Source organism: Marinomonas sp. (assembly GCF_965225885.1).
Lineage (GTDB): Bacteria > Pseudomonadota > Gammaproteobacteria > Pseudomonadales > Marinomonadaceae > Marinomonas.
In genome coordinates this window covers 724,893-748,194 of record NZ_OZ245329.1, presented here as the reverse complement: position 1 = coordinate 748,194, position 23,302 = coordinate 724,893, and the positions used below count along the sequence as shown (strand labels likewise).

Below are 23,302 nucleotides of genomic sequence, written 5' to 3'. Positions count from 1 at the left end.
GCTTGGTGCCCAGTGATGTCATATACGCAAAAGCAAACAACCTAATCTGGAAAACTGCGGGCATTGCTGGTGTGATGATCATTGCCTTTGCTTTTATTGGGGTATTCCTAGCCGGCGTTGTGGTTCGTCCTGTCAAAGTGATGGCGGATCGCCTGACTAATATTAGCCATGGAGAAGGTGATTTAACGCAGCGTCTTGATGTAAAAGAAGAAAACGAATCTGGTCAAATGGCGTTGGCATTTAATCAGTTTGTTTCTTCAATTGACGGTATTGTCAGCCACGCAAAATCCTCTTCTAGTCACATCAGTCAAGTTGCCCACCAATCACAAAGCCTTTCGTCAGAACTCAGCAAGGTTGTTTCTCATCAAGTTAACTCTGTTGACCATGTTTCAACGGCATTCAATGAAATGGTTGCCACCGCCAATGAAGTGGCCTCGAATTGTAGCAGCGCCGCTTCTGCCGCTGAAAACAGCGAAACACAAGTCAAAGAAGGCAATAAGCTCATTCAACAAACGATGGATTCTTTGCATGGACTAGAAAAAGAAATTCACAGTTCTAATGAAAGCATGATCGAACTCGCCAAAGAATCTGAAAGTATTGTCGGGATTCTAGATACGATCAAAGCCATCGCAGAACAAACAAACTTGCTCGCCTTGAACGCCGCTATTGAAGCCGCACGAGCAGGCGAGCAAGGCCGAGGGTTTGCCGTGGTCGCCGACGAAGTTCGTACTTTGGCGGGTCGCACCGCAGAATCGACAGAAGAAATCGACAGAATGCTCACCAAGTTGCAGCAACAAACTGGCTTCGCCGCGACAAAGATGAACCACAGTGTCAGCGTCGCAAAAGATTCTGTTGTCTTAGCGTCTCAAACCCATGAAGTGTTCGGAAAAATACTCAGTTCGGTTCTGGAAATAAAAGACATGATGATTCAAATCAGCGCCTCCGCCGAAGAACAACACTTGGTTGCCGAAGAAATTAATACCAATGTTGTTGTCATTCACGATGGCACGATTAAATCCAACGACCTTGCGAATCAAGTATCGCAAACCGCCACGACATTGAATAAGTTGTCAGATGAATTGCAAGGCATGGTAGAACGATTCAAATCTAGTTAATCCTTCTTTCTAAAAGACCTTAAAAAAACCTAACGTCGAACAACTGACATTAGGTTTTTTTCGTTATGAGATACGCTGATAAATAGAAATAATCGATAGCTCAATTAAAAACAATAAAAATACTCGTCCAGTTTTCGGTTGTTGCTTCATTGAGAATCAAGCTAACCTAACTAAATACGACATCAAATACAAAAGATGTCAGTCATTATTCAAAAAACGGACAAACGCATATTAATAACAGATAAAAAACAAGCCGATGGTTATTATCAAGCCTTACTCAACCGTGAGCCGAGCTATGTCGGTGTGTTTTTTGTCGCTGTCAAAACCACCTCTATTTTTTGCATTGCGACATGCAGAGCCCGCAAACCAAAGCGTGAAAACGTAGAGTTTTACACGCATTTTAAAGACGCCATGGACGCAGGTTTTCGTCCCTGTAAAGTCTGTCGACCCACTGAAAACGCTCATGAAGCGCCTTATGAAGTACAAGCGGCAATGAATCTTGTACGAGATTGTACTAAGGCAAAAATCACCGACCAAGAATTACGCGAAGCAGGAATACGGCCCATTTTTGTACGCCGTTGGTTTAATCAACATTACGGCATGACGTTTCAAACCTTTCAGCGCATGTATCGTATCAATTATGCGTTTCAAGAGTTAAAGACAGGCAAAAGCGCCACCAATACTGCGTTAGATTCAGGCTACGATTCTTTGAGTGGTTTCGGTTACACTTTTAAAAAGTTACTCGGTCATGCACCGACCCTAAATTTGGAGAATGCTGTGATTTTATTCGATAGGCTGACAACACCCATTGGCCCTATGTTTGTCTGCGCCACTGACAAAGGAATTTGCCTATTGGAATTTGTCGACCGACGCATGCTGAAAACCGAGTTTGAAGACTTACAGCGCCGTTTAAAAGCGCCGATTGTTGCTGGAGAAAATGCGCATATCAAGCTACTAAAACTAGAGCTGGAAGAATATTTCTCAGGTAAACGTAGCGACTTCAGCGTGCCACTTCATACACCAGGAACCGACTTCCAAAATGCTGTCTGGCAAATGCTTGGCACGATTCCATTTGGGGAAACGGCTAGCTACCAAGAACAAGCCACGCGACTAAATAACCCAAAGGCTGTTCGAGCCGTCGCCAGAGCCAATGGCATGAACCGTATCGCCATTGTTATTCCTTGTCATCGAGTAATTGGCAAAGACGGCAGTTTAACCGGTTACGCTGGCGGATTAGAACGAAAACGCTGGTTGCTTGATCATGAAAAAACACATTGCCATAATCTTCAAGGCAATAGCGATTAATCGTTAAAATGCCAATAGTTTCATGAATGCATCAAGGTTGTGTCATGGCAACGTAATTTCCAGCTACAAGGCTTGAAATGACCGTTAAGCAAGTTCATCTTCTACACTTTGATTGTCATTAGATGGAATTCAACATGCCTACAAACATTGTTGCTGTATATGGAACGCTTCGTGAGGGGCTGAATAATCACAAACTTCTTGCCGACTGCAAACGCATCGGCTTAGGTTGGTTGACTGGGTTTCGCATGCACAATTTAGGAGACTTTCCTGCCATTGTGTCGACTCATGAAAGCGGCGGTCGGATACGCGTCGAATGGTATGACGTATCAGACGAAATACTCGAATCTTTGGATCAACTCGAAGGTTATGACCCAAAGACGCCAGATAGTTCTTTGTACATTAGAAAACGCGTTTTCTCGCCCTACGGTCGAGGCTGGATTTACGTGTACAACAAATCCCTAGACCACGCGCCGTATATGGAAGCAGGCGATTGGGAACGATACTCACGAACCTCTATGCCTCACCAAGGCGCACAATCGGCGTAGACAATACTTGAGCCGTTTGAGTACTTTGTAATTGGGCAATATTCGCCACACTGGCTTTGACTTGATCTTCATCCGTTAACAAACCAAAACGCACCACAAAGTGCTTGGATTCGCCAGCCTCAATTGTCGGCACCAAGCCTAACTCGCGCTGATAAGATCGGTTATAGGCAAAGCTAGTGCCCGGCTCGATTCCAACCACATAGCCTTGTTCCAGTGTGTCCGTATTTTTCCACACGGTAAGCACTGGCAAGGTATCGGTTTGATAACTCACTTCAATCCCACGGCTTGCCTCTGCATTATGTAATAACGCATGGGAAAAACCATTCTCGTCACTCAGCGGGCGAATATTAAACACCATTTCGTCAAAGTCTTGAGTTGGTGCAGGCATCTGATTCCAATCGCTCAAACCACCAGCGGCGTAGTCATTAAACGGTGACAATTCCGCCATAGGAACATGCAGTTGCGCGCCATCCTCAAGAATCGGTTGAGCAAAGTTATTGTGATAAATGGCTTGGTATTCACGCGGATAACTGCCTTTGTTAGTCAAGGTATCTTCAACCAATAAATAAGGCTTGTCTGGCGTTAATGACAAGACTGTTTGCAGTTCAAAGTTGGTGGCTTTAAAACGCTTTTCATCGACTCGGCCACGTAAAGTGACACGATAAGGCGGCACTTGCTCTACTTCTAAAATCACCTCGTCGGCAGGCGTGTTCTGAATACGACCATGCAAGGTCAAAAACTCATCGCCGTCCTGACCGGGATGCCCTGCCCATTGGTAACCACAACGCACGATCATCTCATTAAAACCGTCTAACCAGCCTAAACCACCAGACGCTTCTTGATTAACAAAGCTAGGATGAACCACTTCTTTAACTGGCGAATCCCAACCAAAGCGTATGTCCTTCCCTGCCTTATCTTTTCTGACAACATCAAGCACTGTCATACCACGAGTCGGCACAACACGAATCACAGAATCGCCTACCGTCAAAGTGATCAAACGCGAGCCTGTTTGCTTGCCGCCCATCAGACACGTCTGCTGCACACTAATAGGAACCTCTTTCGGTAAGCCCATTAATTCGGCAGTCAGTGACAAATTCGCTACATCGATATGTTGTTGATTACTAAGAAGAACAAGTTGAAACATTGGCCAAGCTCCAAAGAAAATTTCCTCATGCTAGCGCGAGCTAGATAACAAGGCTAGTCACGAAGATAAAATCTGCTATTTATTCAATGTTGCTTGGCGTTTTGCGGTGTAGTCTTCGTAAGAGTCACTGTACTGACTCATACAATCTTCATATTGATTAGACTTTAATTTCTCACAAACAGAAATATGACTCTGTTGTAGATTGCTATATAAGGCTTTTTTACTACAGCCAACTACCGAAAACAGAATAAAAACCAAAAGGATAAATTTCATCGTAGAACCCTAACCTCTTAAGTGTCCAACCTAGGCTTAAGGTTAGCATCTCCCGCTCATCACACAAAAATAATTAAAAATCCCCCGGCGCGCACTGTAGGCAAGTCAGCCCTAGGTTACGCCAGCCTTGTACTACCGCATCACGGTCATCCAATACCAACCAAGGTGTGAAACCATCTGCGTGGATTTTCTCCAACAAGGCTTTCTTTACCTCTTCATCTGGTACTTCATCAGCATTGTCAGGACGAAGATAAATACCATCGCAGGGAATCTGGTGTTTTTGAATCCATTCAAGGGAATGCTGTTTATGGGATTCCGGACGGCCACTGCAGATCAAAATATGTTGGCCTTGTTGCTTGAGAATATTCACCAAGCGCAGCACATTTTCGATCACTGGTGCATGTTTCATATGCTCAAAAAAAGGATCCCAATGTTTTTCTGCACCGAGCACCCAATGGGCGACTTCGGTGTGATCGAATTCGGCAAGCGTGCCATCTAAATCGACAATTACGGCATTTGGTATCATGTAAAGCTTCCTTTAAAAGGGGTAATTTCCCAGCCACTTTCATCTTGGCTAGGCATAAAAGAAATAGGAGTAACGTTGCCAATTCTTGGGCAATAAGGTGTGCCGTTGATGACATTGTTTAACACTCGATAAACGCCAGAGTGAGCGATAATTAGAGGCCACGAATTCTCGCTGAGGATCTCATTCAATGCGCTGAGTACACGTTTTTCAAAGTCTTGCCAAGATTCACCATTAGGCGGCGTCACGTCATAAGGCAGTTGTTGTTCTATCGGGCTGCCTTCAAGGTCGCCCCAATTGCGTTCTTTGAGTTGCTCATAAGTAACAGTTGTTTGCTTTGGCACTGCGTAAAAAGCGGTTTCTTGGGTACGTTGTAAGGTGCTAGTTGCCACCACACTCCAATCAATCACACTTAATATTGGCGCGGCGTCTTTGGCTTGCTGAATTCCCGTTGCGCTTAACGGACTGTCGGTAAAACCGCCGATGCGAAACGCCGCGTTGAACTCGCTCTGCGCATGACGCGCAAAGACAAAAGGTTTAGGTATTAAGGTCATAATCTAACTCTATACACTCTAACTCGATACAATCTAACTCAATATAAGAATCTGCGGTGACGCTTGGGCCAAGGGCCTGTCGCCACTCATTTAGGTCTTTCATGGTGTGAAACAAGGGAACACAAATACGGCAGTCAAGATGACCCACCAGCCGTTTTAGATCTTGCTTACGCGGATGCACATTCCAACGCTCAAAATGCGCCCTGTCTTCGCTCACGGCCTGACGAGCGTGTTCCGGCAAATGTCCGGTATAAACGGGCAAATATCGCTCTGGTTGTTGTAATAACACCGCGGCTTCGCCACTCAATCCATCGGGATCACCACATAAAACTACTTTGGCGTTGGGGTTAAATGGTTGGCTTTTCATGCTTTCCAAGACAGGACGAATGTCGGCGCACACACTGTCTTTAGGCCCAGCCAAAACCGTTTCAGGCGCGATGCAATCTTCTCCTAGAGTCCAATCATGAAACCCTAGTGAAGTTAACCAGCAGGCCATTTCTAACGCTCGTCCAGTTTGTGGAACAGGCATCAGCAAGGCGCGCTCGTCCTTCAGATAATGCAGCAAGGCGTTTTTACATTGCTCTAATGAATTGTCGTACAAGCCGTAAGACGCATCGAGCAAAGCCACATCCGCCTTTGGCGGCATGGTGAAAGGATACAAGCCAGATTCGAGGCTAAAATCGCCGCTGTAAAATACGCCATCGCCCACATCAAGATGCAACCACACGCCGCCGAAAGAATGACCTGCCGAACCCGTTGTCACCTTAATCCCAGACACATTCGTCGTGCCACAAATCGGCAAGGTTTGGAGGTTCAAATGCGTTGGCAATTGCTGCTGCACAGGCAAAGTGGCGTAAACCGGAACTTGGCTATCAATATCGATCAAACCGCCCATATGATCTTGATGATCATGAGAAATAAAAATCGCGTCTAAATGATCCGGTTGCGTCCAGCCTTTGTCTTCGTCAACTTCTAACGCGCCGCCCGCATCAAGTAAAAAGCGAATCGGTTTTGATTGAGAATCGGCTTTATAAGTGACTAAAATTGCGGCGGCGGTTTTCCTTCCGGCACCACTTAGAATATCAATACTAACCTTCATGACTCACTCTCAAGTGACCAAGCTTGCCCAAGACTAACCTGATGTTGGCTTTCTAACGTCATAGGTACATCGCTGTACGCCAGCAAGCGCTGGCCATCGTTTAGCGTCAATTCAATATCGTAACGCTCGCCACGAAAAATACAGCTGTGAACGCTAACCGCCAGTGCTGAATCGTCCGCGCTGACAAAATGAATATCTTGTGGACGCACCAGCACAGAACTGGCCGCTTTGTCCGGCGAATGCTGACGAATCAACTCGTGCAAATTGGTACCACTCACGTATTGCGAAGGCGCAACCGCAGCCACCGACAACACAGAGCCTCGACCGATGAAATTTGCTAGCCAAGTATTTCTCGGCCTTGCATACAATTCCTGCGGCGTTCCCCATTGCACCAACTGCCCTTTATTCAACACAGCAATTTTATCGGCCAATGACATGGCTTCGGATTGATCGTGGGTGACATAAACCATGGTCGCGCCAGTACGTTTGTGAAAGGCGCGGAAGGTTTCTTCCATCGTCGCTCGCAAATGTCTATCTAAGTTGGCGAGCGGTTCGTCAAACAACACCACATCAGGCTCGGTGACCAAGCTGCGCGCCAGCGCCACACGCTGACGCTGCCCGCCACTTAATTGCGCTGGCAAACGATCTGCGTATTCTTCTAACTGAACAATTTCCAGAGCGTCTTTAATTCGCTTGTTGCGTTCTGCCGTCGGCGTTTTCTGTACTTTAAGCGGATAGCCGACATTTTCTTTCACCGTCATATGCGGCCAAAGTGCATAGGATTGAAACACCATGCCGAAATTTCTTTCTTCTGTTGGCACATGACGCGTCGAACTAGAAAGACAGTCATCGCCATGAATGATTTGACCACCTGAAACGTTCTCAAATCCTGCCAGCATCCTTAAAATGGTCGATTTACCACAGCCGCTTGGTCCAAGTAAGGCGACAAACTCACCCGGCTCAATGGTTAAATTCAAACCTTTTACAACTGGCGCGCCATGAAAAGATTTTTCAACGCCATCCAATATTAACCGTGCCATGGAATCACTCCTTTGGGCAGACAAGGGGCAAACAGACTCAATAAACTCATTAGCCCTGCGACCAGTAAAACCACCAGCACAGCAATGGCCGAGGCCAAAACACTATCGCCACTTTCATCGAGATTAAAAATCAACACACCGAGGGTTTCATTGCCTGCGCTCCACAACAAAGCGGACACCGTAAGCTCGTTAATGGAAATCAAAAACACTAATAATCCACCAGCGAAAAAGGCCGGTGCAGTGAGTGGTAAGATGATATCAATCAAGCGCTGTATTGGTCTTGCGCCGGCCAGCTGAGCGGCTTCTTCTAACGCAGGATCAAGCTGCGACATGGCACTTAATACTGGCTTCAAGCAGACACTTAAAAAACAAGACAAATACGCCAAGAAAATAATGCTCAAAGTGCCGTACAAGCTGACCTCGATAAAAGGCAAAGGCTTGGCGAACAACAGAATAAAAGCGATGGCTAAGACGATGCCGGGAATGGCGTAAGGCACCTCGATCAAACTGGCGATCACAGCTCTGGTTCGCATTGGTAAACGCATTAATAGATAACCCAGTGGCAAAGACACCAGCATCAAGACTAAAGCACTAAAAAAAGCCAAAAATGCGCTGTTTTCAAAGGCTCTAGCCGTAACACCTTGACGCCCAATCATTTCGTAAAACGCGGCAAAGGTAATGGTATCCGCGTTCAATGGCATGCCGAGCGCTGGTACCAATGAGCTGACAATCAAAGCAAACAGCGGCGCGACCAAGATAAAACACAACACCAAAGCCAGCAGAATTTCGAGAGGCAAACGCCATTGTTTAAGACGAAAAGACAAAGACTGCGCCGTATGACCCAATAAAGCATAACGACTGCGTTGCTGTAGCCATTGCTGTAACAACATGCCCGCCAACACCAACAACGCAATAATCATCGACAAGCCCGCCACTTGGCTCAGCATATCGTTACCAAATCCTGCCATTTGCTGATAAATCAAGGTGGGTAAAACGATGTAGCCTGCAGGAATTCCTAACATCGCCGGAATACCAAAATTCCCCAGAGACGAAACAAACGCTAACGCGGCGCCAGCGATAATTGCACTGCGACACAAAGGCAGAATGATATCGACCCAAATTCGAAACTGAGAAGCACGAGATAGTTGAGCGGCTTCTAATAAATCCTGTGGCAATGAAATAAGCTGAGTACGCAAAGCGAGAAACACCAAGGGCGCACTTTGTATGCCTAACAGCAAGGCAATGCCTTCCGCTGAATACATAGGTTGTGGGCTGCCCAACGCTGGTTCGATGCCTAACGTATTTAAAATTGGGCTCGCTGGGCCAAACAGTTGCAACCAACTCAACGCCGTCACTTGTGGCGGAATCATCATCGGCAACATAAAACAAAACACCCAAATGGCGCGACCACGAATATTCGTTAACGTCACCACAAAGCCAAAGCCACAACCCAAGATCACCGCGATCAGCGTTCCTAATCCTGAAGTGTAAAAGCTATTGCGTAAGGCAATCCAAGTACGTTCGCTGCGCAGCACTTCTGCCATAGGTGACGATGTTGAAAAGGTCGTATGACTCAAGGCTTCTACCAATAACCGCAGGCTTGGCAATACACTTAACGCTGCAATCAGGACGAAAAGCCCAATAGACAGCCAGCGCAGCTGGCTATCCATGGAAGCTCCATCCATAAAGCGTCTTTTAAATAACGAAGGTGTCATCTTGCTTAACCTTCAAAGATCTTGCTAAAGCGTGCTTTATTGGCATCACTGTCACGTAATGTTTTTGCAGCATCGAACGGCATCAAACGAATGTCTGCACGTTTAGGGAAACCTTCTGGCACGCCGATATCACTGCGCGCTGGCAAATAGCCTTGTTCTAATACCAGAGCTTGACCTTCTTTCGATAAGAGAAAGTCTACAAAACGCTTCGCTGCAGCTTTGTTTTTCGCACCTTTCATGATCGCCACTGGCTCAGTGACCATGGACACGCCCGTTTTAGGAAAGATAAATTCAATCGGTGAGCCTTTCGCCGCTTCACGTATTGCCAAGAAATCCACAATCACACCGTAAGGTTTGGTGCCTGATGCCACCGCTTTAAGCACACCGCCATTACCGCCTTGCACCATCGCTTGGTTGGCGTGTAATTGCTCATAGTAATTCCAGCCTAAGGTTTTATCGTCTGTTAGCGTGGCAAGGTGAATCAGTGCGGCACCAGAATACAGAGGGCTCGGCATCGCGACTTGGTTTTTGTATTCAGGCTTAACCAAATCAGACCAATCTGTCGGATGTTGTGGCGCTTTTTTGTGGCGAACCATGCCAGTCGTAATCAGTTTCGTACCATAGTAATAACCCTCTTCACTGTACAAAGTGTCTTCGTATTGATCGCGATTAGGGCTTAAGTAAGGATACAAATAACCATCTGACACCATGGATTCCATGGTGACGCTGTCTGCGATTAACAACACGTCCGGTTTCACCACGCCAGAAGACAATTCTGCACGCAGTTTCGTCATCAATTTTGTGGTTCCGTCACGCACCCATTCCACTTTAATGTCTGGATTAGCCGCTTCGAACGCATCCACCGTCATTTGTGCGTCTTTGTTTGGTTGACTTGTGTACAGAGTCAAAACGTCTTGAGCTTGTACGGAAAGAGGAAAAGCAAGTGCCGCGGCACAAAGCAACAAGGTCTTCTTAACAGTCATGGGAAACTCTCTTTTTGATAAGTGAGCTGCAACAATACCGACATAATTTGACATTATAGTGACGAAAATTTTTCGTTTAATGTAGAGCGACTTTCGTTTCGAAAATCGTCATTAAAAAACGTCACTATAAAAGGGAGGATTATGAATAAACGACACTATGACATTGTGCAATGGGTGAATAAACAAGGACGCCAGACACTACAGGCCGTTGCTGATGAATTTTCGGTTTCAGTACAAACCGTTCGTTCGGATATTCGATTATTAGCGGAAAAAGGCTTGGTATTGCGCAGCCATGGCGAAGTTATTCCTTTTCCTCACCGAGAGAACATTAGCTTTGATCAAAGACGAATCCGCCATGCGGCCGGAAAAAAGCACATTGCCGACCTTTGTGTCAGCAAGCTGGCGGGTTATCAATCAATTTTTCTTGGCAGCGGCTCAACCGTGGCTGAAGTCGCCAATCAGCTTTCACTCTTTCAGGGCTTGCAGGTAATGACGACCAATCTTCATGCCGCACGTAATTTATGTGAGCATCCCGACTGTGAGCTCACTATTTCCGGTGGTCGTGTAAGAATGCGAGATCAAGATGTCATAGGCGGAGACGCCATGCGCTTCTTTCAGCGCTATCGAGCGGATATTGGCATTTTTTCTGTCGCAACCGCCAACAAGCAAGGACACTTATTTGATTTCACTGACGATGAAGTAATGGCAAGGGAAGCTCTTGTCGAACATTGCCATTATCGAATTCTGGTTATCGATAGTACAAAGTTTGATAAAGAATCTCGCTGTTTATGGGGAAAAATGAGCGATTATGATTGCGTTATTACAGACCACAAACCTTCTTCGTCTTTATTAAGTATATTAAGTTACCAAAACGTTGAAATACTGTATTAACAATCGTAAGTCTAATATATAAAATAAAAAATCAATTTGAAAAACTCAAACAGGATAATGCCTTTATATGGATTGTATAAAAAATACTCTTGCCCTCACTGTTTATATAAGACTATTGTCTTATATACCCTTCCCCGTGTTGTACAGAATGAGGTTACTATGAAATCACCTATTAGAATTCGACAGCAGATTAATATTGGTTTACTGGTCATTCTTTTGCTCGCTCTTGCCAGTATTTTTCTTGTTATAGAAACGAAAGTTAAACCCGATCTAACCGCAGAAAGGCAAAGACAAATATCAGTAAATCAGAAGGGATTAAGCGAATTACTCAGTGCAAAATTAGAAAAGATTCAACTCCTCACCAGTACTCTCGCTTTAGCTGGCTCTCAACTTCCTAAAGAAGAAGCGCTCTTCAAGAAAATTTTCCCCAGCATTATTAATAACCACGATGATAAAAGTATTGCAGGTGGCGGTATTTGGCCAGAGCCTTCAGCCTTTACACAAGGAACAGAGCGCCGCAGCTTTTTTTGGGGTCGCGATGGTTCCAAGATGAATTACCTTGATGACTATAATGATCCGGCTGGATCGGGTTATCACAATGAAGCTTGGTACACAGTCGGCAAAACATCCTCGCCCAAGTTATGTGCTTGGTCAGAAGCTTATATTGATCCTGTCACTAAGATTCCGATGGTGACTTGTACCATTCCGATGAAAGAAGACAATAAATTTATCGGTGTAAGCACAGTCGATATGATGCTTGATGGTGTTACTAAATCGCTTGAACAATACGGCACAGAAAACCAAGGCTACGTTTTCGCCATTGATCAGGCAGGCCAAGTATTAAGCTTTCCGAAAGACAAAGCCAACTTAGTGAAAAACGACGGCAGCATGCTAACCGCCACGGAACTTGGCAATCAACTACCTTGGCTAAAACCCGCTCTGACAAAAATAAGCGGAGCAGAACAAGTTATCTCCATTGATCACGACGCCATTTTAGATGGTGCAGCGTATGTGGATTTAATCAAACATCCACAAACAGGCTGGACCATTGGTTTAGTCGTACCGAAAGCAAGAATGACAGAAATCGCTCAAAGCATGGGCTTGTTCTTGATGATTGTTATTGGCGCCTTGTTGATCATCGTGAGTATTATTGCGGCTTCTTTCTTCCGTAGCTTATTGGGTCAAATCACTCAAACGACTACGCAAATTCAAGAACTTGCTGATGGTGGCAGCACTCAGGCACTAACGGTAGGCAAGTTAAATGAGCTGGGTGATTTACGTCAGGCGGTTAATGCTTATGGCGATAAACTGAAAAAATTGCTGGAACAAATTCATATTGAATCCGCCAATCTTGTAAAAGATGCTGGGCGTTTGAGCACTTTCAGTAACGACTTTTTAAGTAAAGCCAACAGCCTAAGCGATGAAAACACTACGTTGGCCGCCGCGACAGAAGAACTGGGCGCGACCTCTCACGATGTGGCGATGTACGCCAACGAAACCAGAGAAACCGTTGAACGCATTCATAAAGACATTCGTAGCAGTGGCGATGAAATGAATACTGTTATCGAAACCATGCGTTCTCTCACCAGCGCCATGACACAAGCGCAAACCAACATTCTTAAGCTCGACGAAGACAGTCGTCGTGCCAACGGCATGTTGGGTGTTATCCGTGACATTGCGGAACAAACCAACTTGCTGGCATTAAACGCGGCGATTGAGGCAGCTCGAGCAGGGGAAACAGGTCGAGGCTTTGCCGTTGTTGCCGATGAAGTTCGTAATCTTGCTGCGAAGAGTGAAAGCTCGGCGGTAGAAATTGAGCAAGTTCTAGGACGCCTGCAAGTTGCGTCGAAAGAATCTGTTAGCTCAATGGAGCTTGGACACAGTGAAACAGAACGCGCCGTCGCAACAGCTGAATCAACAGCCAGCCACTTGCAACAAGTTGTTAGCGCTTTCTCTCAAATCACCGATCAAGCAACGCAAATCTCGGTGGCAGCGGGAGAGCAGCAAAAAGTGTCTCAAGACTTAAGCAAGTTTGTCTCTCGATTACAGGAACTGACTGGTAGTAACGCCAGCGACTCTAGCCAACTTAGCCGTATGAGCCAAGAAATCGATGACATTGCGAAGCGACTCAACGCATTGAAATAAAAACGCTCAGATACACAGTAACTCAAAAATCCCACACTAATTAGTTAGTGTGGGATTTTTTATGTTTACAGGAATGTCCAAAATTTTGCGACTAACCGATGAATAGAGCGTCGATATGGCGGGCGAAGTAGAGCAAGGAGGTTTGGTCCACGTTTACGTAATACCGATTTACTATGGGAAAAGGTGCGAAAGCCTTCTTCCGCGTGATAAGCGCCCATTCCTGATTCACCAATCCCACCAAACGGCAAATCCGCTTGCGCTACCTGAACCAAAGTGTGGTTAATCACCAAACTGCCACTGGCGATGCTTTCCTCGCAACGCTGTTGATCGTCACTTTGCTGCGTAAACAAGTACATTGATAAAGGCCGAGGTTTTTGCTGAATGTAAGACAAAGCGTCGGACATATCAGCATAGGTGAAAATCGGCAACAAAGGCCCGAAGATCTCGTCCTGCATCACGTCCAATTCATCGCCAGGTTGATGCAGAAGATGTAACGCTAGCTTTCCATCGCTTTGCTCTGGGCCTTGCGGCATCAAGTTTTCACATTCAACGCCTGCCGCTCTCGCTTGCTCTAAATAATTCTTTAAGCGATCCAATTGGCGGGCATTAATCAAACTGGTGTAATCAGGACTCAGCACACCCTTTGGGTAATAAACCGAGAGCTCCTGCTTTATATAATCGATTAGGTCTGCTTTTGCTCGGCATGACACATGACATAATCTGGCGCGACGCAAGTTTGCCCCGCGTTGAGCATTTTTCCAAATACCAATTTTTTAGCGGTATCCCGCAAATCCGCCGACGGCGCTACCAATAAAGGAGATTTACCGCCCAACTCTAGGGTAATAGGCGTTAAATGCTCGGCGGCGTTGCGCATAATAATATGGCCCACGGACGTCGAACCGGTGAACAACAGATGATCAAAGGGCTGCAGACTAAACTCGTTGGCGATGTCGGCTTCACCTTCGACCACGGCAACCCAATCCTCACCTAAGGCCTGATCCACAATGTCACGTATCACCCGATTGGTTTCAGGGCAAAACTCCGACAGCTTCATCATCACTCTATTGCCAGCGGCTAATGCGCCCACCAAAGGCCCCAGAGACAGCAACACAGGATAGTTCCAAGGTGAAATGACACCAACAACACCTTTTGGCTGATAAAACACCTGAGCGCTGGCTGGCAAGGTGCTAATATGGACGTTACGCTTTGATGGTTTCATCCATTTCGCAAGATGACGTCTCGCATGCTTTATTTCTCCAATTAAAGGAACAAGCTCAAGCAGCCTAGATTCTTCATGAGCGCGCTGTCCGAAATCTTTTTGTAAGGCGTCTAATAAAGAGATTTCATGATCCATTAACGCGGCTTGTAAACGAGTGAGACATTGTCGTCGCTTTTCGGCAGATGGAAAGGGCGTTTGCTGAGCCACATTTTTCAGGTGCGATAATGCCGAGTAGATGTCGTCCTTAGAAGAAAAAGTAGAAGGTGTGGTGTTCATGATGGCCTCTTCGCCTCTCGTTATTATTTTATGATCAAACTCCCTATCTTTGGCTACACTATCTAATGATTCATAACGAATGCAAGGAGCAAATCATGGCGACTATTTTATGTTACGGGGACTCGCTTACTTGGGGGCGAATTCCTAACGGTGGACGTTATCCAAAACATCTACGCTGGCCAACTATATTAAATGAGTTATTGGGCCAGCGGCATCAAGTGATTAACTTTGGCTTGCCAGGTAGAACGACTATTTGGAATGACCCCTTTTTAGAAGGTAGAAACGGATTGTTGTACCTCCAAGCGGCATTAGAAACCTTTGGCCCAGTTGATATTTTAATCTTAATGTTAGGGACCAATGATTTGAAGCGACACTTCAATGTCGGTGCCTATGAAGCAGCAAAAGGTGTGGAGAAACTGATCGAAAAGTCAAGAATGCCAAATGCTCATGATTTTCCAGTCCCAACCCTTGTGGTGATCGCTCCGCCAAATATTTTATCCCCAACAGGCGCTTTGGCCGAAAGTTTTGACGGTGCCATTGAAAAGTCTCAACATTTTCACCAGTACTATCAAGATATTGCCTTTCGCAACCAATGTATTTTTCTCAATGCGGCTGGGGTTTTACAGCCAAGCGAGATAGATGGCGTACATTTGGACACACAAGCAAATGAGCAATTAGCGAACTCGATATATTCTTTAATAAAGGATGAAATCTAACATTAAGATATTGTTTTATATTTGTTTTTTAATAATTTCTGGGGAATTAGACTATTTCTATAGAAACGAACCAATCTCAACTAGATAAGATTATTAAGATGCCTTAATTAGATTTTGTCGCTTATAGCTATTGACAATGAAGGGAAGATCTAGCAACGCAAAAGGAATGAATGAAAATCGTATAAATTATGCACGATTATTTGCTCATACTTGCTTTTTAACGAAATAATCGCTCACTCAGATTTTCTTGCACAAAGTTATCCACAGGAATAATGGGTGAGCGCCCTTATCAAAACAACGACAAAAATACCACCCAAATAGCATTAATCTGCTTCTGTATGCTTCATTTCCTTGTTTTTTGTACCTCGTAATTGCTAAACAAATCCGTATGATCTGTTTATCAAATTTGTCTATCAAATCCATCACTTGAACAAGAGCAGTTAAGGGGAAACGCAATGAAAGTAAGCTTCATCGGACTCGGAACCATGGGTTACCCAATGGCAGGACATGTGAGCAAAGCGGGCCATTCTGTTGTGGTATTTAATCGATCTACACAAAAAGCTCAAAATTGGTGTCAAGAATACACGGGCACTTTCGCGACAACACCGGCCCTTGCCGCGCAAGATGCCGACATCGTATTAACCTGCGTCGGTAACGACGATGATCTACGCGCCGTATATTTAGGGCCAGACGGCGCATTCCAACAAGCAAAAGCCGGCACACTGTTTATTGATCACACAACAGCTTCTGCCGAAGTCGCAAAAGAGCTTCATCAAGCTGCTCAAGAACGTGGTTTCTACTTTATGGATGCACCCGTTTCTGGTGGCCAAGCAGGCGCAGTAAATGGCGTATTAACCGTGATGATAGGTGGTTCGCAAAGCGACTTGGATAAAGCTCAGCCGGTATTAGATTGCTATGCAAAAGCCACCAGCTTAATGGGTCCAGTAGGTAATGGTCAGATCGCAAAAATGGTCAACCAGATTCTTATTGGCGGTGTATTGTCTGGTTTGTCTGAAGGTATTCGTTTCGCCCAGACAGCAGGCTTAGACATTGCAACACTTGTCGATACGCTAAAGCATGGCGCGGCGGGTTCTTGGCAGTTAGAGAACCGTGGCGAAACCATGGCGAAAAACGAGTTTGATTTTGGCTTTGCGATTGAATGGATGCATAAAGATTTAGGTCTGTGTCTTGCTCAAGCCGAAAAAATGGGCATTAAAATCCCATTAACTCAGGCCGTTGATCAGGATTACCAAGAACTCATAGCAGAAGGCCGTGGTCGTCAAGACACTTCTGTCCTAATAAAAGCACTTGATAAAAAAGCCTAATTTAAAATGCAAACTGCGGTTTAATGTTTCTGTGAGGGAGCATTAAACCGCCGCCAAAAAGAGCGAAAAAGTAGCTGTAGACCTCATTCCAAATCATTTATTTGAACTTTTTTATAAAAAAACATCTCTTTTTTTCCATATTCCTTACTCACGAAACTCCCTGCAAAACCTTTGCTCTCAAGGCTTTCCCTTCCTTATAGAGATTTTGTATTCATTACACGCATAAGACATATCGTTATTTCGATTGGTTATTTAAATTGGCTTGAGTAATCTTCAGAGACGCTGTTTTTGATGCTTCTGTTTATTCAGGATCATTATTTATGGCTAAAGGGGGCTCAGGGACGAGGCAGAGCAACCCCATTCGAACTAGGAGTTTGGATGGGGTTTGTTTTAAAACAGTAAAAAGACTCGAACGACCAAGATGGCTCTTAACCTACCGATATTCACAAAAGTAACGAATACCTTGATTCGACTTCCCACGTGTTCGACACGAATATAATTATGCTAATGGAGAGTTACAATGAAAAAAGGGTTAACTACACTAACACTTGCACTTATGGCCGCTGGAGCAATTAGCACATCTGCTCACGCTGCATCCACTCTGGTTTATTGTTCAGAAGGTAGTCCTGAGGGCTTTAACCCAGCATTTTATACTGCTGGAACAACTTTTGATGCCACATCTAAGAACATGTTCAACCGTCTAGTTGAATTCAAACTCGGTACGACAGAAACAGAGCCGGGCCTTGCAGAAAGCTACGATGTATCAAGCGATGGTCTTGAATATACTTTCCATTTACGCAAAGGCGTGAAGTTCCATTCTTCTAAAGACTTCAAGCCAACACGTGATTTTAATGCCGACGATGTGATCTTCACTTTTGACCGTCAAGGCAACAAAGAAAATCCTTACCACACAGTGTCCGGCGGCTCTTACGAGTACTTCACTGGCATGGGCATGGATACCTTGATTAAAGAGATGGTGAAAGTCGACGACTACACGGTTAAGTTCGTTTTGACGAAACCAGAAGCGCCTTTCATTGCCAACCTTGCTATGGACTTTGCGTCAATCTTCTCTAAAGAACAAGCCGATGCTTATATGAAAGCGGGTACGCCTGAAAAATTGGACATTGATCCAGTTGGCACAGGACCTTTCCAAAAAGTTCAGTATCAAAAAGACTCTTTGATCCGCTACACAGCGTTTAAAGACTACTGGAAAGGCAAAGCGAAAATCGACCGTCTTGTTTTCTCTATCACACCAGACGCTTCGGTTCGTTATGCAAAATTAAAAGCAGGCGAATGTGACGTGATGCCGTATCCAAACCCAGCTGATCTTAAGCAAATGGAAGCAGATCCAAACATCAACCTAATGAGTCAAGAAGGTTTGAACGTTGGTTACTTAGCATTTAACACGCAGAAAAAACCTTTCACGGACCCTCGTGTTCGCCAAGCGCTAAGCTTAGCAACAGATAAGAGTGCGATCATTGATGCGGTTTTCCAAGGCGCAGGTAAAGTCGCTAAAAACCCGATTCCACCAACTATGTGGTCTTACAACAAAAACATTGTGGATTACCCATACGATCCAGTAAAAGCGAAAAAGTTACTTGCTGAAGCCGGTTATCCAGACGGTTTCTCTACCAACATCTGGGCAATGCCAGTACAACGTCCATATAACCCAAATGCACGTCGTATGGCTGAAATTATGCAAGAAGACTGGTCTAAAATCGGTGTGAAAGCGGAAATCGTTTCTTACGAATGGGGTGAATACCTAAACCGTTCTAAGAAAGGTGAGCACGATACCGTGTTGCTAGGTTGGACTGGTGATAATGGTGACCCAGATAACTTCCTATATGTATTGCTAGGTTGTGACGGCGTTGGAGGTTCTAACCGTGCACAATGGTGTAACGAAGAGTTCAACAACTTACTTCTAAAAGCAAAACAAACCTCTGACAAAGCGGAACGTACGAAAGATTACGAAGAAGCTCAGGTTGTTTTCAAACGTGAAGCACCTTGGATCACCATCGCTCACTCAGTGGTTTACGAGCCAATCCGTAAAGAAGTGAAAGGCTACAAAATCGACCCACTTGGCGGTCACTACTTCTACAACGTAAGTAAATAGAAGTAAGTCCTTACTCGGACGATGACAAAGAGTTTACTCACTGGGACGTGGGTAAACTCTTTGCTGACCGAGCAGTTTGCTCGATCACATAATATCTCAAGAGAGCCAGTCCTTTATGTTCCAATTTATTTTCCGTCGCTTAAGCCTTGTTATTCCGACTTTTCTCGGAATCACCTTGCTGACTTTTACCCTTATTCGTTTAATCCCCGGTGATCCAATTGAAGTTATGGCCGGTGAACGTGGTGTGAGCGCAGAACGCCACGCCGAACTAAGTGCTCAACTAGGCTTTGATCAGCCGTTATATGTTCAGTACTACCACTATGTCACAGGAGTTTTACAAGGTGATTTAGGCAACTCCCTCATTACCAGAGAGCCGGTAATGAAAGAATTCCTCACGCTTTTCCCAGCCACCATTGAGTTAGCATTTTGTGCGGCTATTTTTGCGATTCTGATTGGTTTGCCTGCAGGTATCATTGCGGCCGTTAAGCGGGGAACTGTCATTGATCATTCGGTGATGACGTTTTCTCTGACCGGTTATTCCATGCCCATATTTTGGTGGGCGCTACTATTGATGTTGGTATTTTCCGTTAATCTGGGTTGGACGCCGGTATCCGGGCGGATCGACGTGGTGTATTGGATCGACGACGTTACCGGCTTCATGTTGATTGACTCATTATTATCAGGCGAGGAAGGGGCGTTTTCTTCTGCCGTTTCGCATCTAATTTTGCCAAGTATTGTTCTCGGCACCATTCCTATGGCGGTTATCGCTCGTATGACGCGCTCTTCTATGTTGGAAGTTTTAAGCGAAGATTACATTCGTACGGCGCGCGCGAAAGGTATTGCACCTTGGCGAGTCATCGTGATTCATGCGCTACGTAACGCCTTGATCCCCGTTATTACCGTAATCGGTTTACAGGTGGGTATTTTGTTATCTGGCGCAATTTTGACCGAAACCGTATTTGCTTGGCCAGGCATTGGTAAATGGTTGATCGAGTCTATCGGACGCCGTGATTACCCCGTTGTGCAAGGCGGTATTTTGATTGTCGCTTGTATCATCATTGTCGTGAATCTCTTGGTAGATATCACTTACGGCATTGTTAACCCACGAATTCGACACAGCCGATAAGGAGGCGTTTATGACAACATCTACTAAAACGTCCACGACAGACATTCCATTGACCGCACCTGTGCCAATGATGCCACTACAAGAGTTTTGGCATTATTTCAGCAGTAACAAAGGCGCTGTAGCCGGTTTAGTCGTTATTGCGATTATTTGCTTTATGGCAGTCTTTGCTAACTTTGTTGCGCCGCATTCCCCATCTGACCAATATCGCGATGCGCTGTTATTGCCACCCGCTTGGTTAGACGGTGGTAACTGGTCTTTTGTTTTGGGTACTGACGATGTGGGTCGAGATATCTTGTCTCGCTTGATTTATGGTTCACGTCTTTCTATTGCCGTTGGCCTTGTCGCGGTTACTGCGTCTTTGGTCATGGGCATTTTACTGGGTCTAGTAGCAGGTTATTTCAGAGGCATAATAGACACAGCCATCATGCGTATCGTCGATATCATGTTGGCAATGCCAAGCTTGTTGTTGGCGATTGCGATCGTTGCCATCTTAGGGCCAAGCATAGTGAATGCTGCCTTGGCGATTTCCATTGTCTCGCTACCGCATTATGTGCGTTTGACCCGTGCGGCGACCATGGCCGAAATGTCCCGAGATTATGTGACATCTTCACGCGTAATCGGTGCTAGCCCACTGCGCCTGATGTTCATCTGTATCTTGCCAAACTGCTTAGCGCCATTGATTGTACAAGCAACGTTAGGCTTCTCCAGCGCCATCCTAGATATGGCAGCCCTTGGCTTTCTTGGCCTCGGCGCACAACCACCGACTCCTGAATGGGGTTCTATGTTAGCCGATGCGTTGCAGTTTGTTCAGCGCGCTTGGTGGGTGGTTACTTTCCCCGGTTTGATGATTTTGATCACAGTACTGGCGTTTAACCTCATGGGTGATGGCTTGCGTGATGCCCTTGATCCCAAGTTGAAACAGTAAGAGAGGTTGTTATGTCACTGTTACAATTGGAAAATTTAAGCGTTACCTTCGGCAATTTTCGCGCCGTAGATAACATCAGTTACAAGGTCGAAGAAGGGGAAGTTCTCGGCATCGTTGGGGAATCTGGCTCAGGTAAGAGTGTGAGTTCATTGTCCATCATGGGCTTGATCGATTTCCCAGGTAAAGTTAGCGCAGACCAATTAACCTTCGACGGTCAAGATCTGCAAGCCATGCCAGAAAAGCAACGTCGTAAGCTAACTGGCTCCGATATTGCGATGATCTTCCAAGATCCGATGACCAGCCTTAACCCATGTTTCACCGTGGGATATCAGATCATTGAAGCGTTAAAAACGCACCAAGGTGGCAGTAAGAAAGAGCTAAAAGCGCGCGCTATTGAATTATTAACACAAGTGGGTATTCCTGCACCCGAATCGCGTTTGGACAATTACCCTCATCAGCTATCAGGCGGCATGAGCCAGCGTGTGATGATTGCCATGTCCATTGCCTGTGATCCACGCTTATTGATCGCAGACGAGCCGACAACTGCCTTAGATGTGACCATTCAAGCACAAATCATTGATCTATTGATCGAATTACAACGCAAGAAGCAAATGGGCTTGGTGTTGATCACTCACGATTTGGCTCTTGTGGCCGAAGTGGCTCATCGCGTTATCGTTATGTACGCAGGACAAATCGTTGAATCTGGCCCTGCGTCGGAAGTCTTTAGCACCCCAAGACATCCCTACACGCAAGCCTTACTGGCTTCTTTGCCTGAGTCTGCCTCCGGCAAAGCACGCCTTGAAGCGTTACCAGGAGTGGTTCCAGGTCAATATGATCGCCCATTGGGTTGCTTGCTCAGCCCACGCTGTCCTTATGCGACGGATCATTGCCGCAAGGTTGAACCTGCGAACCAAGGCGACCTTGATCGCCAAGTGAAATGCCATACGCCATTGGACCGCGAAGGGAGACCAGCCGCATGAATACTCTTGACCATTCATACGATAGCCAATTAATTTTGAAAGCCGAAAACCTAAAACAGCATTATCACGTCAAGCAAGGTTTATTTAAATCTGACGCCGTGGTAAAAGCCGTCGATGGTATTAGCTTCGATCTTGAAAAAGGTAAGACCCTTGCTGTAGTTGGTGAATCAGGCTGTGGTAAGTCGACGCTTGGTCGCATGCTCACCATGATTGAAACACCGACCAGCGGCAAGCTTGCTCACCTTAGTGAAGACTTACTAACCTTAAGCGCAGACGCTCAGGCGAAGTTGCGCCAGAAGATCCAGATCATTTTCCAGAATCCTTATGGCTCGCTGAATCCACGTAAGAAAATTGGCGCGATATTGGAAGAGCCATTGGTGATTAATACCAAGCTTTCCAAAGCAGAGCGCAAAGAAAAAGCTCTCACGATCATGGCGAAAGTCGGCTTAAAAACCGAACATTATGACCGTTATCCACACATGTTTTCTGGTGGTCAACGTCAGCGTATCGCCATCGCTCGTGGCTTGATGCTCGACCCAAATGTCATCGTTGCCGATGAACCCGTGTCCGCATTGGATGTGTCGGTTCAAGCGCAAGTATTGAACTTGATGATGGATTTGCAGGAAGAGTTTGGTTTGAGCTATGTGTTCATCTCTCATGATTTGTCTGTGGTGGAACACATCGCCGACGACGTCATGGTGATGTATCTAGGTAAAGTGGTTGAACAAGGGACTCGCGAGCAGCTGTTCGAGAATCCCAAACACCCTTATACCTTAGCATTGCTGTCTAGTACGCCGCAGCTTTCGCCAGATAAACGTCGAGTTCGCATCAAACTACAAGGCGAACTGCCTTCACCGCTCAATCCACCTTCTGGCTGTGCTTTCCACGGACGTTGCAGCTATGCCAACGACCGCTGTAAAACCGAAACGCCATTGCTACGATTAGACGATCAAGCGGAGCAAGAACAAGGCCACATGATTGCTTGTCATGCTGTGGAAGAAAACCGTATTGAAGCGATTGAAGTGGGAGCAGCGTAAACTCCGTCCTATAAATCATTAAGTACATTATCGATGGAATGCTATTTGACTCTGCCGACAATGTACTTAATGCTTATCTTTTAAAAAATCATACTTACACAAAAAGTAGCACTTTTCCGCTACGACTCTCCATTACTTAAGTCTATAACTCTTGAATAACATATGAAGATTGCTTTCATGCAAACAATAAACTCATACCCTAGAGAACAATATCTCCAAATTTAAACCATGCCCTAACGCTCTCTTTTTCCAT

22 protein-coding genes are annotated in these 23,302 nt (G+C 45.5%); 12 read left to right on the top strand and 10 right to left on the bottom strand.

Going from position 1 to position 23,302, the window contains the following annotated elements; genetic code table 11:
* Window positions 1–5 precede the first annotated feature (5 nt).
* The 3 genes from ACO05V_RS03385 to ACO05V_RS03375 all read left to right on the top strand — a co-directional run bounded on the left by ACO05V_RS03385 (window position 6) and on the right by ACO05V_RS03375 (window position 2,965).
* Window positions 6–1,115 carry a methyl-accepting chemotaxis protein gene (locus tag ACO05V_RS03385; protein WP_421856861.1) on the top strand — a complete coding sequence of 370 codons (1,110 nt, stop codon included), beginning with the start codon at window positions 6–8 and terminating at the stop codon, window positions 1,113–1,115.
* A gap of 195 nt (window positions 1,116–1,310) precedes the next feature.
* The gene (locus ACO05V_RS03380; protein WP_421847501.1) at window positions 1,311–2,420 is read left to right on the top strand and encodes a bifunctional transcriptional activator/DNA repair enzyme AdaA; all 1,110 of its coding nucleotides are present in this window, start codon (window positions 1,311–1,313) and stop codon (window positions 2,418–2,420) included.
* A gap of 134 nt (window positions 2,421–2,554) precedes the next feature.
* Window positions 2,555–2,965 carry a gamma-glutamylcyclotransferase family protein gene (locus ACO05V_RS03375; RefSeq protein WP_421847499.1) on the top strand — a complete coding sequence of 137 codons (411 nt, stop codon included), beginning with the start codon at window positions 2,555–2,557 and terminating at the stop codon, window positions 2,963–2,965.
* On the opposite strand, the gene ACO05V_RS03370 is transcribed toward ACO05V_RS03375, so the two are convergent.
* The 8 genes from ACO05V_RS03370 to ACO05V_RS03335 form a co-directional block, all read right to left on the bottom strand.
* Window positions 2,934–4,109, bottom strand: a complete 1,176-nt coding sequence (locus ACO05V_RS03370) for an aldose 1-epimerase family protein (RefSeq protein WP_421847497.1) — start codon at window positions 4,107–4,109, stop codon at window positions 2,934–2,936. The two genes, ACO05V_RS03375 and ACO05V_RS03370, sit on opposite strands and share 32 nt — an antisense overlap.
* Before the next feature lie 75 nt (window positions 4,110–4,184).
* Complete coding sequence (locus ACO05V_RS03365) at window positions 4,185–4,382, bottom strand: hypothetical protein (protein WP_421847495.1); 198 nt, start codon at window positions 4,380–4,382, stop codon at window positions 4,185–4,187.
* 73 nt (window positions 4,383–4,455) lie between these two features.
* A complete protein-coding gene (locus ACO05V_RS03360; protein ID WP_421847493.1) occupies window positions 4,456–4,908 on the bottom strand; it encodes an HAD family acid phosphatase in 453 nt (150 codons plus the stop codon).
* Entirely contained in the window at window positions 4,905–5,459 is a 555-nt protein-coding gene (locus tag ACO05V_RS03355) for a histidine phosphatase family protein (RefSeq protein WP_421847491.1), read from the bottom strand. Before ACO05V_RS03355 ends, ACO05V_RS03360 begins: the two co-directional genes overlap by 4 nt.
* A complete protein-coding gene (locus ACO05V_RS03350) occupies window positions 5,443–6,558 on the bottom strand; it encodes an MBL fold metallo-hydrolase (RefSeq protein WP_421847489.1) in 1,116 nt (371 codons plus the stop codon). The genes ACO05V_RS03355 and ACO05V_RS03350 overlap by 17 nt, the downstream gene beginning before the upstream one ends.
* Window positions 6,555–7,598, bottom strand: a complete 1,044-nt coding sequence (locus ACO05V_RS03345; protein ID WP_421847487.1) for an ABC transporter ATP-binding protein — start codon at window positions 7,596–7,598, stop codon at window positions 6,555–6,557. The genes ACO05V_RS03350 and ACO05V_RS03345 overlap by 4 nt, the downstream gene beginning before the upstream one ends.
* On the bottom strand, window positions 7,586–9,268 hold the full coding sequence (locus tag ACO05V_RS03340; protein ID WP_421847485.1) for an ABC transporter permease: 1,683 nt from the start codon (window positions 9,266–9,268) through the stop codon (window positions 7,586–7,588). Before ACO05V_RS03340 ends, ACO05V_RS03345 begins: the two co-directional genes overlap by 13 nt.
* Before the next feature lie 50 nt (window positions 9,269–9,318).
* The gene (locus ACO05V_RS03335; protein WP_421847483.1) at window positions 9,319–10,296 is read right to left on the bottom strand and encodes an ABC transporter substrate-binding protein; all 978 of its coding nucleotides are present in this window, start codon (window positions 10,294–10,296) and stop codon (window positions 9,319–9,321) included.
* A gap of 141 nt (window positions 10,297–10,437) precedes the next feature.
* Between ACO05V_RS03335 and ACO05V_RS03330 the strand changes: the two genes are divergently transcribed.
* On the top strand, window positions 10,438–11,187 hold the full coding sequence (locus ACO05V_RS03330) for a DeoR/GlpR family DNA-binding transcription regulator (protein ID WP_421847481.1): 750 nt from the start codon (window positions 10,438–10,440) through the stop codon (window positions 11,185–11,187).
* 159 nt (window positions 11,188–11,346) lie between these two features.
* On the top strand, window positions 11,347–13,332 hold the full coding sequence (locus ACO05V_RS03325) for a methyl-accepting chemotaxis protein (RefSeq protein WP_421847479.1): 1,986 nt from the start codon (window positions 11,347–11,349) through the stop codon (window positions 13,330–13,332).
* Between the two features lie 65 nt (window positions 13,333–13,397).
* On the opposite strand, the gene ACO05V_RS03320 is transcribed toward ACO05V_RS03325, so the two are convergent.
* Together ACO05V_RS03320 and ACO05V_RS03315 are read right to left on the bottom strand one after the other, a co-directional pair.
* Window positions 13,398–14,066 (bottom strand): aldehyde dehydrogenase family protein, encoded by a 669-nt coding sequence (locus tag ACO05V_RS03320; RefSeq protein ID WP_421847477.1) that lies wholly within the window; start codon window positions 14,064–14,066, stop codon window positions 13,398–13,400.
* Window positions 14,015–14,827 (bottom strand): aldehyde dehydrogenase family protein, encoded by an 813-nt coding sequence (locus ACO05V_RS03315; protein WP_421847475.1) that lies wholly within the window; start codon window positions 14,825–14,827, stop codon window positions 14,015–14,017. The genes ACO05V_RS03320 and ACO05V_RS03315 overlap by 52 nt, the downstream gene beginning before the upstream one ends.
* A gap of 95 nt (window positions 14,828–14,922) precedes the next feature.
* Here ACO05V_RS03315 and ACO05V_RS03310 point away from each other — a divergent pair, with 95 nt between their 5' ends.
* From ACO05V_RS03310 to ACO05V_RS03280, 7 genes are all read left to right on the top strand, one after another.
* Window positions 14,923–15,543 carry an SGNH/GDSL hydrolase family protein gene (locus tag ACO05V_RS03310; protein ID WP_421847473.1) on the top strand — a complete coding sequence of 207 codons (621 nt, stop codon included), beginning with the start codon at window positions 14,923–14,925 and terminating at the stop codon, window positions 15,541–15,543.
* 455 nt (window positions 15,544–15,998) lie between these two features.
* Window positions 15,999–16,868: an NAD(P)-dependent oxidoreductase gene (locus tag ACO05V_RS03305; RefSeq protein WP_421847471.1), complete on the top strand. Its 870-nt coding sequence runs from the start codon at window positions 15,999–16,001 to the stop codon at window positions 16,866–16,868.
* Window positions 16,869–17,388: 520 nt separating this feature from the next.
* Window positions 17,389–18,981 carry an ABC transporter substrate-binding protein gene (locus ACO05V_RS03300; protein WP_421847469.1) on the top strand — a complete coding sequence of 531 codons (1,593 nt, stop codon included), beginning with the start codon at window positions 17,389–17,391 and terminating at the stop codon, window positions 18,979–18,981.
* A gap of 115 nt (window positions 18,982–19,096) precedes the next feature.
* Complete coding sequence (locus ACO05V_RS03295; protein ID WP_421847467.1) at window positions 19,097–20,107, top strand: ABC transporter permease subunit; 1,011 nt, start codon at window positions 19,097–19,099, stop codon at window positions 20,105–20,107.
* A 10-nt stretch (window positions 20,108–20,117) separates the two neighbouring features.
* Window positions 20,118–21,032: a dipeptide ABC transporter permease DppC gene (dppC, locus tag ACO05V_RS03290; protein ID WP_421847465.1), complete on the top strand. Its 915-nt coding sequence runs from the start codon at window positions 20,118–20,120 to the stop codon at window positions 21,030–21,032.
* Window positions 21,033–21,043: 11 nt separating this feature from the next.
* The gene (dppD, locus tag ACO05V_RS03285) at window positions 21,044–22,012 is read left to right on the top strand and encodes a dipeptide ABC transporter ATP-binding protein (RefSeq protein WP_421847463.1); all 969 of its coding nucleotides are present in this window, start codon (window positions 21,044–21,046) and stop codon (window positions 22,010–22,012) included.
* Entirely contained in the window at window positions 22,009–23,049 is a 1,041-nt protein-coding gene (locus ACO05V_RS03280) for a peptide ABC transporter ATP-binding protein (protein ID WP_421847461.1), read from the top strand. Before dppD ends, ACO05V_RS03280 begins: the two co-directional genes overlap by 4 nt.
* Window positions 23,050–23,302 lie beyond the last annotated feature (253 nt).

Excerpts from the sequence above, each read along its gene's own strand:
- ACO05V_RS03380 (WP_421847501.1), top strand. The coding sequence starts at position 1,311 with ATGTCAGTCATTATTCAAAAAACGGACAAACGCATATTAATAACAGAT.
- ACO05V_RS03375 (WP_421847499.1), top strand. The coding sequence starts at position 2,555 with ATGCCTACAAACATTGTTGCTGTATATGGAACGCTTCGTGAGGGGCTG.
- ACO05V_RS03370 (WP_421847497.1), bottom strand. The coding sequence starts at position 4,109 with ATGTTTCAACTTGTTCTTCTTAGTAATCAACAACATATCGATGTAGCG.
- ACO05V_RS03365 (WP_421847495.1), bottom strand. The coding sequence starts at position 4,382 with ATGAAATTTATCCTTTTGGTTTTTATTCTGTTTTCGGTAGTTGGCTGT.
- ACO05V_RS03360 (WP_421847493.1), bottom strand. The coding sequence starts at position 4,908 with ATGATACCAAATGCCGTAATTGTCGATTTAGATGGCACGCTTGCCGAA.
- ACO05V_RS03355 (WP_421847491.1), bottom strand. The coding sequence starts at position 5,459 with ATGACCTTAATACCTAAACCTTTTGTCTTTGCGCGTCATGCGCAGAGC.
- ACO05V_RS03350 (WP_421847489.1), bottom strand. The coding sequence starts at position 6,558 with ATGAAGGTTAGTATTGATATTCTAAGTGGTGCCGGAAGGAAAACCGCC.
- ACO05V_RS03345 (WP_421847487.1), bottom strand. The coding sequence starts at position 7,598 with ATGGCACGGTTAATATTGGATGGCGTTGAAAAATCTTTTCATGGCGCG.
- ACO05V_RS03340 (WP_421847485.1), bottom strand. The coding sequence starts at position 9,268 with ATGGATAGCCAGCTGCGCTGGCTGTCTATTGGGCTTTTCGTCCTGATT.
- ACO05V_RS03335 (WP_421847483.1), bottom strand. The coding sequence starts at position 10,296 with ATGACTGTTAAGAAGACCTTGTTGCTTTGTGCCGCGGCACTTGCTTTT.
- ACO05V_RS03330 (WP_421847481.1), top strand. The coding sequence starts at position 10,438 with ATGAATAAACGACACTATGACATTGTGCAATGGGTGAATAAACAAGGA.
- ACO05V_RS03325 (WP_421847479.1), top strand. The coding sequence starts at position 11,347 with ATGAAATCACCTATTAGAATTCGACAGCAGATTAATATTGGTTTACTG.
- ACO05V_RS03315 (WP_421847475.1), bottom strand. The coding sequence starts at position 14,827 with ATGAACACCACACCTTCTACTTTTTCTTCTAAGGACGACATCTACTCG.
- ACO05V_RS03310 (WP_421847473.1), top strand. The coding sequence starts at position 14,923 with ATGGCGACTATTTTATGTTACGGGGACTCGCTTACTTGGGGGCGAATT.
- ACO05V_RS03305 (WP_421847471.1), top strand. The coding sequence starts at position 15,999 with ATGAAAGTAAGCTTCATCGGACTCGGAACCATGGGTTACCCAATGGCA.
- ACO05V_RS03300 (WP_421847469.1), top strand. The coding sequence starts at position 17,389 with ATGAAAAAAGGGTTAACTACACTAACACTTGCACTTATGGCCGCTGGA.
- ACO05V_RS03295 (WP_421847467.1), top strand. The coding sequence starts at position 19,097 with ATGTTCCAATTTATTTTCCGTCGCTTAAGCCTTGTTATTCCGACTTTT.
- dppC (WP_421847465.1), top strand. The coding sequence starts at position 20,118 with ATGACAACATCTACTAAAACGTCCACGACAGACATTCCATTGACCGCA.
- dppD (WP_421847463.1), top strand. The coding sequence starts at position 21,044 with ATGTCACTGTTACAATTGGAAAATTTAAGCGTTACCTTCGGCAATTTT.
- ACO05V_RS03280 (WP_421847461.1), top strand. The coding sequence starts at position 22,009 with ATGAATACTCTTGACCATTCATACGATAGCCAATTAATTTTGAAAGCC.